This window comes from Nocardia sp. NPDC102475 (genome assembly GCF_055584605.1).
Genome location: NZ_JBVJLS010000020.1, coordinates 102,547 through 117,851, shown reverse-complemented (window position 1 = coordinate 117,851; position 15,305 = coordinate 102,547). Strand labels below are relative to the sequence as shown.

Here is a 15,305-nt window from a genome sequence, read left to right as displayed (position 1 = left end):
TTCGACCCACCATCCACCCGGCGAGGAGGAGTAGCCGATGCTGATACGCGAGGGACAGGTCGCCGTGATCACCGGCGGTGCGAGCGGCATCGGCTACGGCCTGGCCGAGGCGCTCGCCGCGCGCGGGGTACGGCTCGTCATCTCCGATATTCGCGAGGACGGCCTGATCGCGGCGGCGGCAGCATTGCGCGACGCCGAGGTCACGGCCGTGGTGGCCGATGTGAGCGACGAGGCATCGGTGCGCGCGCTCGCCGAGCGCACCATGGCCGCCTACGGCCGGGTGGATCTGGTCTGCAACAACGCCGGGGTGGTGTGCCCGGCCGCGCCGCTGTGGGACCAGGACGCGCGCACCTGGCAGCGCATGATCGGGGTCAAGATGCTCGGTGTCGTCCACGGCGTCAAGGCATTTGCGCCGCTGCTCATCGAGCAGGGCGTCGGCCATTTCCTGAACACCGCCTCCTCCGGCGGCCTCGCCCCGCTGCCCGGCCGCACCCCCTACACCGGCACCATGCACGCGGTGGTCGGTCTCACCGAGACGCTCGACTTGGAGCTCAAGCAGGTAGCGCCCGCGCTGGGCGCAACCGTGCTCTGCCCGGGGCTGGTCGACACCCCGCTCGGGCAGAACTCCGCCGCGCTGGGCGCGATCGAACTACCGGCAGGTGCCGGCGCGACCCCCTCGATGCGCAGCCTCGCCGCTGCCCGCGGCGGAATCCTGTCCCCGCGCGAGGTCGCCGAGTCCGCACTCGCCGCGATCGAAGCGGGCCGTGTCCATGTGGCTCCCGGCGATGGCGTAGCCACGCGAGCGCGGGCACGGGTAGACACCCTGCTGGCCGATATCACTGTCGTCTGAACTCGAATTACTCACTGCGGAAACAGATATCGCGCTGACCGACAACCGCTCAGCCGCGCACACGGCCGCAATGTGCAAGTATCGCTGTCGTCTGGCCGCGAATTATCCACTGCTGCGACAGGTATCGTGTGAGGACGGCAACCGCTCAGTCGAAAACGGCCGCGATGTGCAGGCGTCACCGCGCCTGGTCGCGAATCAGTCGCTGCGGCAACAGATATCGCTTGGTATCGACACCTTTCGGCCGAGCACGGCCATGATGTGCCCAGCCGAGCAGGGCGCGGTGCGTTCAGCCGGGCAGGTCGTGGGGGTTCAGCCGGGCAGGTCGTGGTGCGTTCGGCCGAGCAGGGTCGTGGTGCGTTCGGCCGAGCAGGGTCGTGGTGCGTTCGGCCGAGCAGGGTCGTGGTGCGTTCGGCCGAGCAGGGTCGTGGTGCGTTCAGCCGAGCGTGGTTGCGATATGCGGGAGGTCGAGGGTCGACCGAATCCCGGGATCGGCGGCACACACCGCCGGAATCGCGTTGACCGCGCGGTTGGCGGTATAGGCGGGGGATACGGCGGCCATTTGTTCCAGAGGAATCGGGAAGCGCAGATCCACTTCCAGTGGCGCGTCGCCGACCACCGATAGGTGCCATCCGGTGTCGCGCAGGTCCCAATCGGCCTCGATATCGGTGGTGCAATACCAATTGGCGCGAAAGCTCAGCACCGGTTCGCCTGCCACCAGACCGGAGACCGTAGTGCGTTGGGCCGCAACGGTTCCCTGTTCGATCGTGCTCGCCGCGATGCGGGTGGTCGCGCGCGCCGTCGCCACCGAACCGTGTGCCTCGATCGAATCCAGCGAGCAACCGAGCGCGTCGCCGACCAGCCGCAGTGACGGACCGAAACTCGCGGCCAGATGCTCCGCACGGGCCGCGTTGGAATCACCCGGTGGCCGCCCGAAACCCATGACGTCGAACAGCATGGCGGGCGAATCGCGTTGCGACAGATCCGCGTATTCGTCGATCATCAGCCGGTCCAGTCGGCGCTGGATCGAGGACAGCACCAGCGGCACCGCCTCGGTGATGAAACCCGGACTGCTGCCGGTGCTGTGGATCGATGTGCCACCGAGCGTGCAGGCCTGCTGAATGCGTTGGCGCAGTAGGGGATCCATACTCGGTGGGTGGTGGAACAGGCCGCAGGTCGTCACCACGTTGGTGCCCGATGCCAGCAGGCGGATCACCGCCTCCGCGTCGAACACGAGCGGCATATAGAGCACGCAGTCGGCGTCGAGTTCGACGATCCGCTCGATGTCATCGGTGGCCAGCACACCGGTGGCCGGGATATCGCAGAACTCGCCCGCGTCGCGCCCCACCTTGTCCGCGCTGTGCACGAACAGGCCGACCAACTCCATCTTCGGATGCTCGACGACACCGCGCAGTGCCCGCGCGCCAATAGTGCCGGTGGCCCACTGCACCACCCGGTGCGGCCGGTTCTCGGGTGCGTCGGAGGATCGCTTGATCACCATTCGATTCACGACCACGGGTTCACCCGACCTCGGATGGGAAGCGCACCATGGCTTCTTGCGCGTACGAGGCGACCAACCGGCCGTTCTCGGTGAGCACATCGCCGCGGCCGAAACAGCGGCTACCCGCCATGAGCGGGCTGTGCTGGCGCAGCAATAGCCACTCGTCGGTGCGGAACGGTCGATGGAACCAGATGCTGTGCGAGGTCACCGCCGAATGGAATGCGGTGCCGTTACCGCGCTGGCACACACCCTCGATCGGCCGCAGTGCGGTGCCGATGAGGTTGAGATCGGTGGCGTAGGCGATGATCGCCGGAGCCAGTCGTGCATCGACATCCGGTGTGCGCATCCAGAACTCGAATTCCGGTGGGGCGGAAGCGGTGTCGTCGAGATCGACAGCGGACCGGGTTTCCCAGGGCAGCAAGTCCCACGTCACCTTGTGCTCGGCGCTGAGCAGCGGGGGAGTGGCGGGCGTGCTCTGGTGCTCCGGTCCCTCCGCCTCCGCATGCAGCGACACCGATGCGGTGGCGACGACCCCGTAGCTCTGCTCGGCGACGATGGTCACGGTGGCGAAGGAGCGGCCTTCGTGATGTCGGCGCACCCGATAGCGGATCGGCTCATCGGTCCTGCCCTCGCGGGCGAACAGTGCGTGCAGCGACTTGACCGATTTCTCCGGGCAGGTCAGATCGGCCGCGCGGATGAACTGGCCGAGCAATTGCCCGCCGAAGACGCGGTAGTACTCGAGCTGCTGGTTGCGTCCCTCGAAGACGGATTCGTCGTCGAGGGACGGCCGAGCGGTCAGGTCGAGACAGCCGAGAAGATCATTCCAGAGGTCGGGCATGCCCCGAGTGTAAGTGAAACTCTCTCATTATGAGAATATTATTCTCAATCCTTGGTGAAGCCGTGTGCGCAGAAGTTCCAGACCTCGGTCGCGGTCAGCGGGTGTACGGTCTCCTCGTCGGTGCCGCCGGTGGACTGGGCGATGAACATGACCGTCTGCATGACCATCGCTGCGGTCCGCCGCGGATTCGCGTCCGAGCGCAGCTGATCGGCCTGTTTGGCCTGCTCCATGAGTTCGGTGAACAGTGCGAGCAGCGGTGCGTGCGCGACCTTGACCTGCGCCGGATGCGTGACGAGCAGCTGTGGCGCGAAGTCGGTGAACAGCGGGCGCTGTGCGGCCGGATCGGGCCGGGACAACTCGAACAACAGCTCGACGGTTACCTGCAGCCGCTCGAGCGGATCGGCCTTGGCGTCGGCGGCGGCATGCAGCTGGTCGGCGGTGCGCACAAGTGCGTCTTCGAAGAGGGCGAGCAGCAGCTCGTGCTTGCCGTCGAACTGCAGATAGAAACTCCGCAGCGACTGGCGTGAACGATCGACGACTTCCTGAACGGTGAAGTCGGTGCTGCCCTTCTCGGTCATGATGGCCTGCGCTGCGTCGAGGAAGCGCTGAACGCGCTGTTCGGCCCGCAATTTCGCGGTCCGTAACGAGCGCTCGACGGCGCGCTGCTTCCAGGCGGGCTCTTCGCTCGGGCTGGTCACCGGCGCTCCGGTCCTCGGTCATGTGGAGAGAACATGGATGCACTGTACCGGAGAATGTGGTGTCTCCGCGTTGGCTGGACGCTGTGTCAGCGAACAAATGCGAGACTCTTACTTTCCGAACTAGAGAATGATATTCTCGTTTCTGGAGTGTGTCGGAGTGGCAAGGAGGCAGGCCGGATGCTTTTGGAGTTCGACTCCGATCAACTGCTGTGGCAGCAAACCGTCCGCGAGGTGGTCGCCAAGCAGTGCCCACCGACCCTGATCCGTGAGGTCGCCGATAAGGGCGCCGATCCGGAGGGGCTGTGGCGTACCTATGCGGAGCTGGGATGGATGGAGCTGACCGACCCGGCCGACGCGGTGGAACTGGCGATCGTGCTGGAGGAGCTGGGGCGGGCCACCGACCCGACCCCGTACCTGGCCACCATGACCCAATTCGCGCCGCTCGCACCGGATTTCGTGCGACCGGGTGAACCGGGCGCCGCGGTGTACGACGGTGTGTCGGCGGTGCGGGACCGGGATGGCTGGCTGCTGAGCGGCACCGCGCGTCATGTGCTCGACGGCGATCGGGCGCGGCAGTTGGCGGTCGGGACCGAGGCCGGTGTCTTCGTGGTGCCCGCCGACGACGTCATCGTGCGGCGTGCGTCCGTGTTCGATCCGGTGCTGCATCTCGCCGAAGTGAGCTTCGTCGAGGTGCGGGTTCCAGACGATCGCTACCTGCGCGTCGATCCGCAGCCCGCGCGCCACCTGGCCACGACCGGAATGGCGCTGACCATGGTCGGCGCGTGTCGGCGGGTACTGGACATGGTGCTCGAGCATGTACGCGGCCGACAGCAGTTCGGCGTGCCGATCGGCTCGTTCCAGGCGGTCAAACACAAGGCCGCCGATATGCACATTGCGATCGAAAGAGCCCGCGCCCTGGCGTATTTCGCGGCGATGACGATCCGGGAGAACGATCCGCGGCGACGGCTGGCCGCGTCGATGGCCAAGGCCGCGGCGGGCGAATGCCAGTCGCAGGTGTTCGGCCGCGGCATGCAGTTGTTCGGCGCCATGAGCTTTACCTGGGAAAACGACCTGCAGTTCGCGCTCAAGCGGGCCAAAGCCGGTGAGCTGTTGCTCGGCGGCGCGGCCGAGCACCGGGCGCTGATCGCCGAGGAGTACCGTGCGACTGACTTTTGATACCGAGGTCGAGGAGTTCCGGGCCGAATTCATCGCCTTCCTCACCGAGTTCATGCCCGACGAGGCGGTGGCGGCCCGGGATCGGCCGATCTCCAGTGCGGAGGTCCCGCCGTGGGCGCGGGAATGGCAGCGGCTGCAGTTCGACCACGGCTGGTTGCTGCCCGGCAACCCGCCGGAATTCGGCGGCCGCAATGCCACAATCCTGCAGCAGTATGTGCATTTGGAGGAGCTGTCCAAGCGGCGCATCTATCACAGCTTCAATCCACAGGGGCTCGGCATCATCGCCGCCTCGCTGCTGTCGTTCGGCAGCGCAGAGCAGAAGAAGCATTGGGCGGCAAGGATTTTGCGTGCCGAGATCACCGCGGCGCTCGGCATGAGCGAACCGGGTGCCGGTTCGGATCTGGCCGGGCTGCGCACCCGGGCCGTGCGCGACGGCGATCATTTCGTGGTCAACGGGCAGAAGGTATGGACCTCCGGCGCACACGATGCCGACGTGCTGCTCACCTTCGTGCGCACCGATCCGGATGCGCCCAAGCACAAGGGCATCAGCGTGCTGCTGATCCCCACCGATACTCCCGGCGTGACCCGGCGACCGTTCGCCTCCATCTGCGGACCGAACGATCTGGATTTCAATGAGGTGTTCTTCGAGGACGTCCGGGTGCCCGCGGAAAATCTGGTCGGCCCGCTGCATGGCGGCTGGGGCGTGGCCAACGGTTCGCTCGGGCATGAGCGCACGCTGTTGTGGCTCAGTTTCGCGGACCGGCTGCAGGAGCTGATCGAGGACTTCCACCCGCGCACCGTGCTCGATCGCGACCGCTACGCGACGCTGGTCATGGATGCTCAGGCGCTGCGGTTGCTCGGGTCAGCGGCGCTGGCGCGCGAGGCGCGGGGCCAACAGGATGTGGCCGCGCTGTCGGTGCTGAAACTGCTCGGCTCGGAGGCGGTGCAGAACGGTTCGGAACAGGCGCTGTCCGCGCAGGGCCCCGACGGCCTGATCCATCCGGCAATGACCGCGCCGTTCAACCCGCTGAACAACGACAATTTCATCAGCAGCTGGTTCGAGCGCTACGTCCGCAGCTTCGCCGGAACCATCGCCGGCGGCACCTCCGAAATTCAGCGCAATATCGTCGCCGAGCGGGTGCTCGGACTGCCCAGGTAGCGGAGTTCGCAATGCATATTCTGTACGCCGTCGCCGATAAGATCGCGACCATCACTTTGAATCGTCCCGAGGTCGCGAACGCCCAGAACGGTGAATTACTGGACGAACTCGATGCGGCATGGGCTCGGGCGGCGGCCGACGACGACGTATCGGTGATCGTCCTGCGGGCCGAGGGCAAGCATTTCTCCTCCGGTCATGATCTGCGCTCGGGCGGGCCGCTACCGGACAAGATCACCCTGGACATGATCTACAACGTCGAATCGCGCCGCTACCTGGAGTATTCGCTGCGCTGGCGGAATGTGCCGAAACCATCCATCGCCGCGGTGCAGGGCCGCTGCATTTCCGGTGGCCTGCTGCTGTGTTGGCCGTGCGATCTGATCGTCGCCGCCGAGGACGCGCTCTTCTCCGATCCGGTCGTGCTGATGGGAATCGGCGGCGTCGAATATCACGGGCACACTTGGGAATTGGGCCCGCGCAAGGCCAAAGAGATCCTGTTCACGGGACGTCCGGTCACCGCGCGCGAAGCCGAACAGGTCGGCATGGTTAACAAGGTAGTGCCGCGGGCCGAGTTGGATGCGGAGACCACCGCGCTGGCCACGCAGATCGCGGCGATGCCGCCGTTCGGGTTGCGTCAGGCCAAGCGTGCGGTGAATCAAACGCTGGACATACAGGGCTTCTACGCCGCCATCCAATCGGTCTTCGATGTGCACCAGACCGGCCACGGCAATGCCCTCAGCCATTCCGGGCTGCCGATTCTGGTGCATCTGGACGAGATGAAGGAAAAGATGCAGTAGCCGAGCGCGGTCCGTGCAGGAATTTCGTAACGGATCGGTCCGGCAGCCCCATTCAGGCGTCCCTGAGATCCGTCGAGCGCAGTCATATGGAGGTGCCGCAGGGCGTGTCGTGCCGCGTTTCGACTGCGCTCGGCGAACCGGACCTGATAGCGCGGCAACCTATCTGGACGGGGCACAAGGCGGCGGGCGCTCGGTCACCGTCCCGCGAGTGCGGTTGTCACGGCGAAGCGCCGCCGATTCTTCTCGGAAGCATCGGCTCCGACGGCGTAGTCACCTATCGAAACGATCGCATTTTCAAGAGAATCCGTGTGACTCGCCTTTATTCGAGCATCGTGTAGGGCTTTGAGGACAGTGGTCACAGGGACCCTCTATTGTGTGTCGCTAGAGCGTAGCACTGGCGGGGTGATTACGTTGCGTGGTCTCAATTCTATTGATTTGCAATAGTTTTCAGTGGCTCGGTGAAAGTAGCTGAGTGGGAGGCTGGCGTAGGGTTCTGTCGGTTGGTTCGGTTGCGAGGTTGTCTGCTTCGCATCGGATCGTGGCCACGCTGCGGGATGCGGGCGCCGCTTTGCCCTCCCCGACTCCGATAAATCCGAAATCGAGGCCGTCGCAGGCTGAAACGACACCGGCCCTTTCGGTCACCGTTCAAGGTGCGAGGTACAGGCGTTCATTCGGGAGACGGGGGCTGAGACGATCGTGTGCACGAGCGATCCTTCCAGGACCGATAGCAATAGATAGCATCGGTTGCTATCGTGGAGTCATGACGAGAACGATCACACAGGCCGAGCTACGCAACGGCAGCGCTGGCGTGATGGATGCACTCGAAGCCGGCGAGGACTTCGTCATCACCCGCAACGGTCGCGCCGTCGGCGAACTGCGGCCCATCGCGCCACGACAGGACATGGCGGTCGCCGACCTCAAGGCACGGCTTGCCCGCTTCGCCGATATCAGCAGCGGCACCGCCGAGCGAGCTGAAATCGACGCGGCATTCGGGGAGGACCGCCTCGATGACTGAACCGGAATCGGATAAACGAGTTCCAGTGGGACTGCTGGACACTTGTGTGCTCATCGACATCAGCGTCATCAACGAGGCCGAACTGCCGGTTCGAGCGAGGATCAGCACAATCACACTCGCCGAACTGGGTTTGGGTATCGCGGTCGCCGCCACACCGGAAGCGCTGGCGGTGCGCACCGAGCGACTGTTCGAGGTCGAGCATGGTTTCGATGCGTTGCCTTTCGCGTCCGCGGCGGCCCGGCGGTTTACCTCCATGGCAAAACTGGTGGTCGCATCGGGGCGAAACCCGAAACCACGCAAGACGGACCTGATGATCGCGGCCGTGGCATCGGTGCATGATCTACCGCTGTTCACCCGCAACGCGGACGACTTCAAAGGCCTGGATCCGTTCTTGACCGTGATATCGGTCTAACAACTCGGGCACACCGCACCACACAACGCCGTCTCCGACGTGGACGCGCGATCGTCGCGCCCTGCTGGCTCTGGTCGTCGCGTTGAGCACCATTACGGTCATCGGCAGGAGGCGCCGTTCCGTTGGGGTGTGCACTGCACCGGGCAGCAACGCATTCGCGCCGACAACGGACCCGAAACTGAGCCGATCGACAGGACCAGCGGAAAGCCTGTAAACCCTGCGAACAAGCGTCCGACGTTCTGTTCGATTCGGTGCGACAGGTCAAGATTGCCACGATGGCACCGCAGCAGGGTCCCGCCTGATCAGCGAGGCCGCTTGGTACCTGACCCTCCACCGGCATGGACGCTCGGATCGGCATAGCAGGAGACGAGCGCTGATCGGCATCAAGGTCAGCCGTCGGTTTGCGATAGAACATTTCGCACACAACCTGCTCAACGGCGGACTACCCGAAGACACCGGATCCGCTTCTCGAACCGGACGAGACGAATACGCGCGCCGCGTCACCGTCGGCGGCATGCCGGTGGCGTTACGCCGACCCGCGGCGCGATCACGCCCCCGGTGGTACGCAAACTACCTCGATCTGGTTCCGGAACGGGACGTGATCGAGATCAGCGCGTGAGGATGATCAGTCGGCTGTCCAGGTTGCCAGTTCGCCATTGGGCATGCATACGACCCGGTAGCCGTTGGGGCCCACGAGTGTCCATGCCTCGTATTCACTATCCGGCGGGACCACGAGTCGGTTCCCGGAGTCGAAGTCGATGGTCAGCGTCCCTGAGGAATTCACGACCACGGAGGTGATCGTGCCGTGCAGGACGGCTTCGAGGTCGACTTGTGAACTGCCCCCGTCCGCGAGCGTGACCGACTGTCGGTCGCCTCGGCTGGATTCGATCTCCAGATCTCCCTCGATTTGGAGTGCGAATCCGCCGACGGTCGTGATCTCGACCATGTACTCGCTGGCTGCGACCGAGACGCGCTGCCCGGTAAGCGGCAATTCCATTACCATCCTTGTGGCTTGGGGAACGTTCCATCTGGGTCCACAGAAATATGTGTTGTGGTCTTGGGGCCCGGCTTGCCTGCGAGATCGACTGGTTGGCCGTGCGAATTGTAGAACCTGACATACCCTCGGAGGCAGCGGGCAGGAAGTCGAGAAGGGTGCCGTTGGGTGTGATCAGGCTGATGAATTTGGTTGTGGTGGTGACGATTTCATAGAGAGTCGCAGGTACCGGTACTCGGCAGGATTCGAACTTCGTCGAAACCGAAGTCACCGCAACCGAAACCGTCGCCGCCACCACGCATCTCGAACAGGTCGAGATCGGACTCGGAATCGCCGATCGCCGTGTGATCGACCTTCCCTATCGCGATCTCGTCATGGCGCACAGCTGACACCGCCTCACCAGGCAGGTGGCCTGGGACTCCTTCGGTGTTCGGTTCAGACAGTCTCCGAGACGACGGTGATCACGGCCGTGATCCTGTCCAATTCGCGCGGTATCGCACCGCCGAAATGGGTCAGGCCCGGCGCGATCACCGCGTCGGCGTTCATCTTGCGCGCCAGGGCGACCAGTTGTGCCACCGGATTGTCGGTCTTGGCGCTGAAGGCAACGGTTTTGGTGAGGTTGTAGCCGAGACGCCCTGCTAGGCTCCGGATCTGGGTTTCGTCCCATCCCTGCCGTATTCCGGATACATCGCTGCGGAGATAGCCGATCGCGGTTGGAGCGAATTTCATGGCGGGCGCCTCGGAGTTTGCGGTTCGGATCTACAGGTGAACCAGGCGCGGTGCCGCGCCCGCGGTGCGGATACGGGTGCCGGCCTCGCGGGTGAGTTCCCGTGTGCTGCCGAGCAATCCGTCCAGGATCAGGACGCGGCGGATATGCCGCTGTAGGTCGTGTTCGGCGGTGAAGCCGATACCGCCGAGTGTCTGCTGACAGTGTCGGGCCGCGATCAGTGCCGCGCGTCCGGCGGCGGCCTTGGCCAGCAGCGCACCGAACTCGTCGTCGGCGGCCGTGAGCGTGGCTTCGGCGCCTTCGATGGCGACCAGCGTCTCGGCGAGGCGGTGCCGGATCGCTTGGAACGACGCGACGGGACGGCCGAATTGCTTGCGGTCCAAGGCATGTCGGCGGGCCAGTGACAGCATGGCGCGGCTGCTGCCGAGCAGCCACCAGGCCAGGGCATGGCGACCGGCCGCCACCCCGACAGCGGTTCCGGTCCGCACCGGGCGCAGGGGGAGTTCCTCGTCCACCGTGGTGCCTGGCCGATCGGCACGCTCCCAGACGACCCACGACCCGCCCGCGAACGGCAGCGGGTGCGTGGCGCCGAGGGACGTGCCGGCGGCGTGGGAGATGACATCGTTGAGCAGTGGCGCGTGCGCGCCGGTCTCACCGAGCAGGCGGAACACCAGAGGTATTGCCACGTCCGGTATTTCGGTGAGCAGGTCTGGCCAGCCGAGGTCGGTCAGCGCCTGATCGAGTTGCCGACCCGACGTCGCCGTCATCGTCTTGCGCAGCGTGTCGGTGAGCAGTTCGAGCTCGGCGGTATCAGTATCGATGCTGGTCACGGCTTACTCCTTGCCCAGGTCGAGCAGACGGCGCGCGATGATATTGCGCTGTATCTCGGCCGTGCCGCCGTAGATGGTGGCCGCGCGCGAATAGAGGAATTCGGTGCGCAATTCGGGATCGGTCAGCTCTACCGAGCCGGGCAGCACGTCGCGCATGGTGTCGAACAGTTGCTGTTCGGCACCGGCCAGCAGCACCTTGTCGATCGAGGTTTCCGGTCCGAGGTGCTCGCCGTCCGCCAACCGCTGCTGGGTCAGCCGGGAGCGGCAGCGCAACGTATGCAACGCCAGATAGGCGGCACCGAGGTCGGCGTCGTCGGCCACCGTGGCCGCGGTCGCCAAGCGGTCGAGCCGGGTGAACAGATAGGCGCCGCGGTGCCAGAAGCAGGTGGAGCGCTCGTGCGGGAGCAGATCCATCGCGACGCGCCAGCCATCACCGGGCCGCCCGAGCATGCGGTCACCGGGTATCACGACATCGTCGAAATACACCTCGGCGAATTCGTCGACGCCGTGCATGGTGCGCAGCGGGCGCACCGTGATGCCGGGGGAGTCCATATCGAGGAAGAACGCGGTGATCCCGTCGTGTCCGGGGGCCGTGCGGGTCAGCAGAACGCAGCGCGCCGAGTACTGGGCCAGACTGGTCCACACCTTCTGCCCGTTGACTACCCAATCATCGCTGCGCGCAACGGCTTTCGTCGTCAGCGAGGCGAGGTCGCTGCCCGAACCCGGCTCCGAGAAGCCCTGGCACCACTGCTCACGACCCGACAGCAGCAACGGCACCATTTCCGCCGCCAGCTCCGGGCGCGCATACGAAATCATCGTGGGCGCAAGCACTTCGACCATCGAATAGAGTCCGGGCTCGGCCAGGTCGCGGGTGGCGACCTCCTCGCCGAGAATCGCGCGGAGCATGGCGGGCCCGCCGAGCCCGCCGATCTCGGCGGGCCAGCCGTAGCGCATCCAGTCCGCGTCGTAGAGGGCCCGTCGCACGCGGGCCAACTGCGCGACCTGACCGTCCAGCGAATGATCCGGACCGGGGGACAGATCGTGCCCGTCCAGCCACGCCCGCACACCGGACCGGAATTCGGACACGTCCATGATCATCCGCGGGTGTTCTCGAAGGCGTGTGGGATGCCCGAATCATGCACACCGCTGCGGCGGATGAAGGTCATCCGGCGCGTCTTCAGCCGCCATCCCTCTTCGGTTCGCACGATGCTGTCGGTGTAGTAGCCGATGCGCATATCGTGGGTGCTGTGGTCGATGAAGCACAGCGGCTGGGTGCCCGCGGCAGTGTCACCGTCGATATCGAGAACCGGTGTGCCCGTGAGGAACAGCCCCTTCGGCGCGGCCGCGACCAGCTCCGGGAACAGGTCGAGGGTATAGGTGTCGCCGAATGCGCTGTAGGTGCCGTCGGGGGTGAATACCGCGAGCAGGCCATCGATGTCGCCCTTGGTGATCGTCACCGCGTAGCGGGCCAGCAGCTGCTGGATCTCCAGCAGATCATCATTTCTGGACATGAACCTTGCCGCCTTTCATGACGAACCGCACGTTCTGGGTGACGGTGATGTCGCGCAACGGATCTCCCGGCACGCCGATGATGTCGGCCAGCTGTCCCTCGGCCAGCCGCCCGCGGTCGATGACATCGATCAGTTCGGCCGCGCGCACGGTGGCCGCGCGCAGCACATCGATAGGGCTCATGCCGCGATCGACCAGCGCCACCAATTCGTCGGCGTTGCGGCCGTGCGGGATCGCCGGTGCGTCCGTGCCGACGGCGATCTTCACCCCGGCCTCGTAGGCCGCCCGGACCGAGGTGCGGGCCTTCGGGAACATCTCGGCGGCCTTGGCCTGCAAGGCCGGATCCGCCTTGGACACATCCATCGCATCGGCGAGCCGGGTGGTCGGCACCAGCCAGGTGCCCGCCGCCACCATCATCTTGATCGCCTCGTCGTCGATGAGGAAGCCGTGCTCGATGCAGTCGATTCCGGCGTCGACGGCATGTTTGACCGCCTCCGCCCCGTGCGTGTGGGCGGCGACCTTGAGCCCGCGCCGATGCGCCTCGTCGACGATCGCGCGCAGCTCCTCATCCGAATAGTGTTGCGCCCCAGGTGCTCCGGTGAGCGACATGACGCCACCGGAGACGCAGATCTTGATCAGCTGCGCGCCGTGCTTGATCTGGTAGCGCACCGCCTTGCGCACCTCGTCGACGCCGTTGGCGATGCCCTCCTCGAGGGTCAGCTTCAGCACGTCGGGCGCGAAGGCGGAGAACATGGTCGGATCCAGGTGGCCACCGGTGGGTGTGATCGCGTGGCCCGCCGGGACGATCCGCGGACCCTCGATCCAGCCCGCGTCGATCGCCTTGCCGAGCGCTACATCCAGCAGATAGCCGCCGGTCTTCACGAACAGTCCGAGGTTGCGCACGGTGGTGAAACCGGCCCGCAGCGTGCGGCGGGCATTGCCCACCGCACGCAGCATGCGCAGTGCCGGATCGTCTTTCACACTGGAGGCCAGGCCGGTCTCGCCGCGCCCGCCCATCAGGAGGTTGACCTCCATATCCATCAGGCCGGGCAGCAGCACCACATCACCGAGATCGATGACCTCGTCGGCGTCGTCCGCGGTCGCGCCGAGGCCGACGATCCGATCGCCGTCGATGCGAACGATGCCGGGTCGGATTATCTCGCCGGTGTCGATATCGAGTAGACCGGCCGCCTTCAGTGTCAGCATGGGTTAGACCACCGGCTCCTTGATCACGTCGAGGTAGGCGGCGCCGGAGTCGGGCACCCGCGCCTGCTTCCACACCTCGATCGGGAACGACACCATCACCAGCGACTGCAGCAGGTGGAACAGGTGCCGGGCGTCATCGGGCAGATCGGACCACTCGAACTTGTCGCAGTAGTCCAGCCCCGCCTGCAGGCGCGGGAAGACGGTGTCGTACAGGTCCTGCATTTCCTCCATCGAGGAGGCCAGCCGCTTGGCGTAACGCTCGGGCTCGGTGGCCAGGATCCAGTCCGAAAACCGGTCCAGGTCGGCGAATTCGGCGGGCAGCGCTTTCTCAGTTGTTTCGGGCATCGCGGTACTCCTTGACGATCTTCTGGACGGTGAGGTGCAGGTGGCGCAGCAGCACCTCCTGGTCGTTGAGCGGGAATTCGGTGACCACACCGGTCTCGAGCATGGTCTGAGTCGCTTCGAGGGTGTTGGCGTCCTGCAGCGCGTATTCCTTGAACGTCACCGCAGCCAGTTCCTTGCCGAGACGTTCGCGCGCGCTCTTCGACGGCACGAAGTACAGATTCGCCTCGAAGATGTGCTTGTTCACCGCGGTCGGCCAGTAGTGGTAGGTCAGGTACCAGCCCGGCGCCCAGATGAGGATGCCGAAGTTGGGGAAGACCTCGAATTCGTCGATGCCCCAGGCCTTGTGGCCGGCGGGGTTGACTCCGGACGGCAGCGGATCCAGACCCTCGATATCGGGTCGCTCCCACGGACCGAACAGGCCGCTGCGCAGCTCTCGCTCGATCGGCTTGACCATATTGATGTCCTTGGGCGGGGCCATACCGCCCCATGAGGACACCATCGAATGCGGGGTCCAGCACTCGTAGTGCAGTGCCTCGAAGCCGACATTGAGCAGCTTGTCGGCCTCGTCCTTGACCGCCTGCTTCATATGCAGCACCGGTGCGTGGTAGAACTCGGCGAAGGCATCGATGAACAGCTTCCAGTTGCTGCCGATCTCGGCCTTGTAGCTGTAGACCTCGGTCATCTCGTGGAAGGGGTAGCCCTCCAGGCCTTTCGCCCATGCGCCGAGGTACTGCTCCAGTGGCTGGGCGTTGTCGTCGAGGTTGATGAAGATGAAGCCTTCCCACACCTCGCAGCGCACGGCCTTGAGCCCGAACTTGCTCTTGTCCAGGTCGAAGAATTCCTTCTCCTGCTGGACGAAGGTGGCCTCGCCCTCGAGGCTGTAGCGCCAAGCGTGGTATTTGCAGGTGAACTGCCGGCAGCTACCGGCGGTCTCCTCGCCCGGGAAGTCGTCCCAGACCAGTTTGTTGCCGCGGTGCCTGCAGATGTTGTAGTAGGCCCGCACCTGCTGATCGTGGTCCTTGACGATGATCATCGAGGCGTTGACGCAGGCCAGCTCCCTGGTGAAATAGCTGCCGACACGGGGCAACCGCTCCACCCGGCCGACATTGAGCCAGCTCTTCTTGAAGATGGCTTCCTGCTCATCCTTGTAGAACTGGGGATCGGTCGAGTCGGTGAAGTCGACCATCTCGGTGCCGAGCTCGGGATAGTTCTCCGTCCAGCTGCCCGCCGTCGGTTTGGTGAAGTGTGGCAAGG

General features: G+C 65.2%; 18 protein-coding genes. 6 read left to right on the top strand and 12 right to left on the bottom strand.

Features of this window, described 5'->3' with window-relative positions; genetic code table 11:
* Positions 1-37 precede the first annotated feature (37 nt).
* A complete protein-coding gene (locus tag ACZ60G_RS31470) occupies positions 38-850 on the top strand; it encodes an SDR family NAD(P)-dependent oxidoreductase (protein ID WP_465814695.1) in 813 nt (270 codons plus the stop codon).
* 433 nt (positions 851-1,283) lie between these two features.
* On the opposite strand, the gene ACZ60G_RS31465 is transcribed toward ACZ60G_RS31470, so the two are convergent.
* From ACZ60G_RS31465 to ACZ60G_RS31455, 3 genes are read right to left on the bottom strand one after another with little or no spacing between them, the layout of a single operon-like run.
* Positions 1,284-2,363 (bottom strand): NAD(P)H-dependent amine dehydrogenase family protein, encoded by a 1,080-nt coding sequence (locus ACZ60G_RS31465; protein WP_465814693.1) that lies wholly within the window; start codon positions 2,361-2,363, stop codon positions 1,284-1,286.
* A 4-nt stretch (positions 2,364-2,367) separates the two neighbouring features.
* Positions 2,368-3,186 (bottom strand): acyl-CoA thioesterase, encoded by an 819-nt coding sequence (locus tag ACZ60G_RS31460; RefSeq protein ID WP_465814691.1) that lies wholly within the window; start codon positions 3,184-3,186, stop codon positions 2,368-2,370.
* A gap of 44 nt (positions 3,187-3,230) precedes the next feature.
* Complete coding sequence (locus tag ACZ60G_RS31455) at positions 3,231-3,884, bottom strand: TetR/AcrR family transcriptional regulator (protein ID WP_465814689.1); 654 nt, start codon at positions 3,882-3,884, stop codon at positions 3,231-3,233.
* A gap of 177 nt (positions 3,885-4,061) precedes the next feature.
* On the opposite strand from ACZ60G_RS31455, the gene ACZ60G_RS31450 reads away from it, so the two are divergent.
* The 5 genes from ACZ60G_RS31450 to ACZ60G_RS31430 all read left to right on the top strand — a co-directional run bounded on the left by ACZ60G_RS31450 (position 4,062) and on the right by ACZ60G_RS31430 (position 8,440).
* Positions 4,062-5,060: an acyl-CoA dehydrogenase family protein gene (locus ACZ60G_RS31450; RefSeq protein WP_465814687.1), complete on the top strand. Its 999-nt coding sequence runs from the start codon at positions 4,062-4,064 to the stop codon at positions 5,058-5,060.
* Positions 5,044-6,219, top strand: coding sequence for an acyl-CoA dehydrogenase family protein (locus ACZ60G_RS31445; protein WP_465814685.1), 1,176 nt, complete (start codon positions 5,044-5,046; stop codon positions 6,217-6,219). Before ACZ60G_RS31450 ends, ACZ60G_RS31445 begins: the two co-directional genes overlap by 17 nt.
* Before the next feature lie 11 nt (positions 6,220-6,230).
* Positions 6,231-7,013: an enoyl-CoA hydratase gene (locus tag ACZ60G_RS31440; protein ID WP_465814683.1), complete on the top strand. Its 783-nt coding sequence runs from the start codon at positions 6,231-6,233 to the stop codon at positions 7,011-7,013.
* Between the two features lie 760 nt (positions 7,014-7,773).
* Entirely contained in the window at positions 7,774-8,028 is a 255-nt protein-coding gene (locus tag ACZ60G_RS31435) for a type II toxin-antitoxin system Phd/YefM family antitoxin (protein ID WP_063045154.1), read from the top strand.
* Complete coding sequence (locus tag ACZ60G_RS31430) at positions 8,021-8,440, top strand: PIN domain-containing protein (RefSeq protein WP_465814682.1); 420 nt, start codon at positions 8,021-8,023, stop codon at positions 8,438-8,440. The genes ACZ60G_RS31435 and ACZ60G_RS31430 overlap by 8 nt, the downstream gene beginning before the upstream one ends.
* Before the next feature lie 625 nt (positions 8,441-9,065).
* On the opposite strand, the gene ACZ60G_RS31425 is transcribed toward ACZ60G_RS31430, so the two are convergent.
* The 9 genes from ACZ60G_RS31425 to ACZ60G_RS31385 form a co-directional block, all read right to left on the bottom strand.
* Positions 9,066-9,437, bottom strand: a complete 372-nt coding sequence (locus ACZ60G_RS31425) for a DUF6188 family protein (RefSeq protein WP_465814680.1) — start codon at positions 9,435-9,437, stop codon at positions 9,066-9,068.
* 206 nt (positions 9,438-9,643) lie between these two features.
* Positions 9,644-9,826, bottom strand: coding sequence for a hypothetical protein (locus ACZ60G_RS31420; RefSeq protein ID WP_465814678.1), 183 nt, complete (start codon positions 9,824-9,826; stop codon positions 9,644-9,646).
* 43 nt (positions 9,827-9,869) lie between these two features.
* Positions 9,870-10,163, bottom strand: a complete 294-nt coding sequence (locus ACZ60G_RS31415) for a hypothetical protein (RefSeq protein WP_465814676.1) — start codon at positions 10,161-10,163, stop codon at positions 9,870-9,872.
* A 30-nt stretch (positions 10,164-10,193) separates the two neighbouring features.
* Positions 10,194-10,928, bottom strand: coding sequence for an acyl-CoA dehydrogenase family protein (locus ACZ60G_RS31410; protein WP_465814818.1), 735 nt, complete (start codon positions 10,926-10,928; stop codon positions 10,194-10,196).
* Positions 10,929-10,994: 66 nt separating this feature from the next.
* On the bottom strand, positions 10,995-12,083 hold the full coding sequence (locus ACZ60G_RS31405) for an acyl-CoA dehydrogenase family protein (RefSeq protein WP_465814674.1): 1,089 nt from the start codon (positions 12,081-12,083) through the stop codon (positions 10,995-10,997).
* A gap of 2 nt (positions 12,084-12,085) precedes the next feature.
* Entirely contained in the window at positions 12,086-12,502 is a 417-nt protein-coding gene (locus ACZ60G_RS31400; RefSeq protein ID WP_465814672.1) for a nuclear transport factor 2 family protein, read from the bottom strand.
* Positions 12,489-13,706, bottom strand: a complete 1,218-nt coding sequence (locus tag ACZ60G_RS31395; RefSeq protein ID WP_465814670.1) for a metal-dependent hydrolase family protein — start codon at positions 13,704-13,706, stop codon at positions 12,489-12,491. The genes ACZ60G_RS31400 and ACZ60G_RS31395 overlap by 14 nt, the downstream gene beginning before the upstream one ends.
* A 3-nt stretch (positions 13,707-13,709) precedes the next feature.
* Complete coding sequence (locus tag ACZ60G_RS31390) at positions 13,710-14,051, bottom strand: hypothetical protein (RefSeq protein ID WP_465814668.1); 342 nt, start codon at positions 14,049-14,051, stop codon at positions 13,710-13,712.
* Positions 14,035-15,303, bottom strand: coding sequence for an aromatic ring-hydroxylating oxygenase subunit alpha (locus ACZ60G_RS31385; RefSeq protein WP_465814666.1), 1,269 nt, complete (start codon positions 15,301-15,303; stop codon positions 14,035-14,037). Before ACZ60G_RS31385 ends, ACZ60G_RS31390 begins: the two co-directional genes overlap by 17 nt.
* Positions 15,304-15,305: the final 2 nt, after the last annotated feature.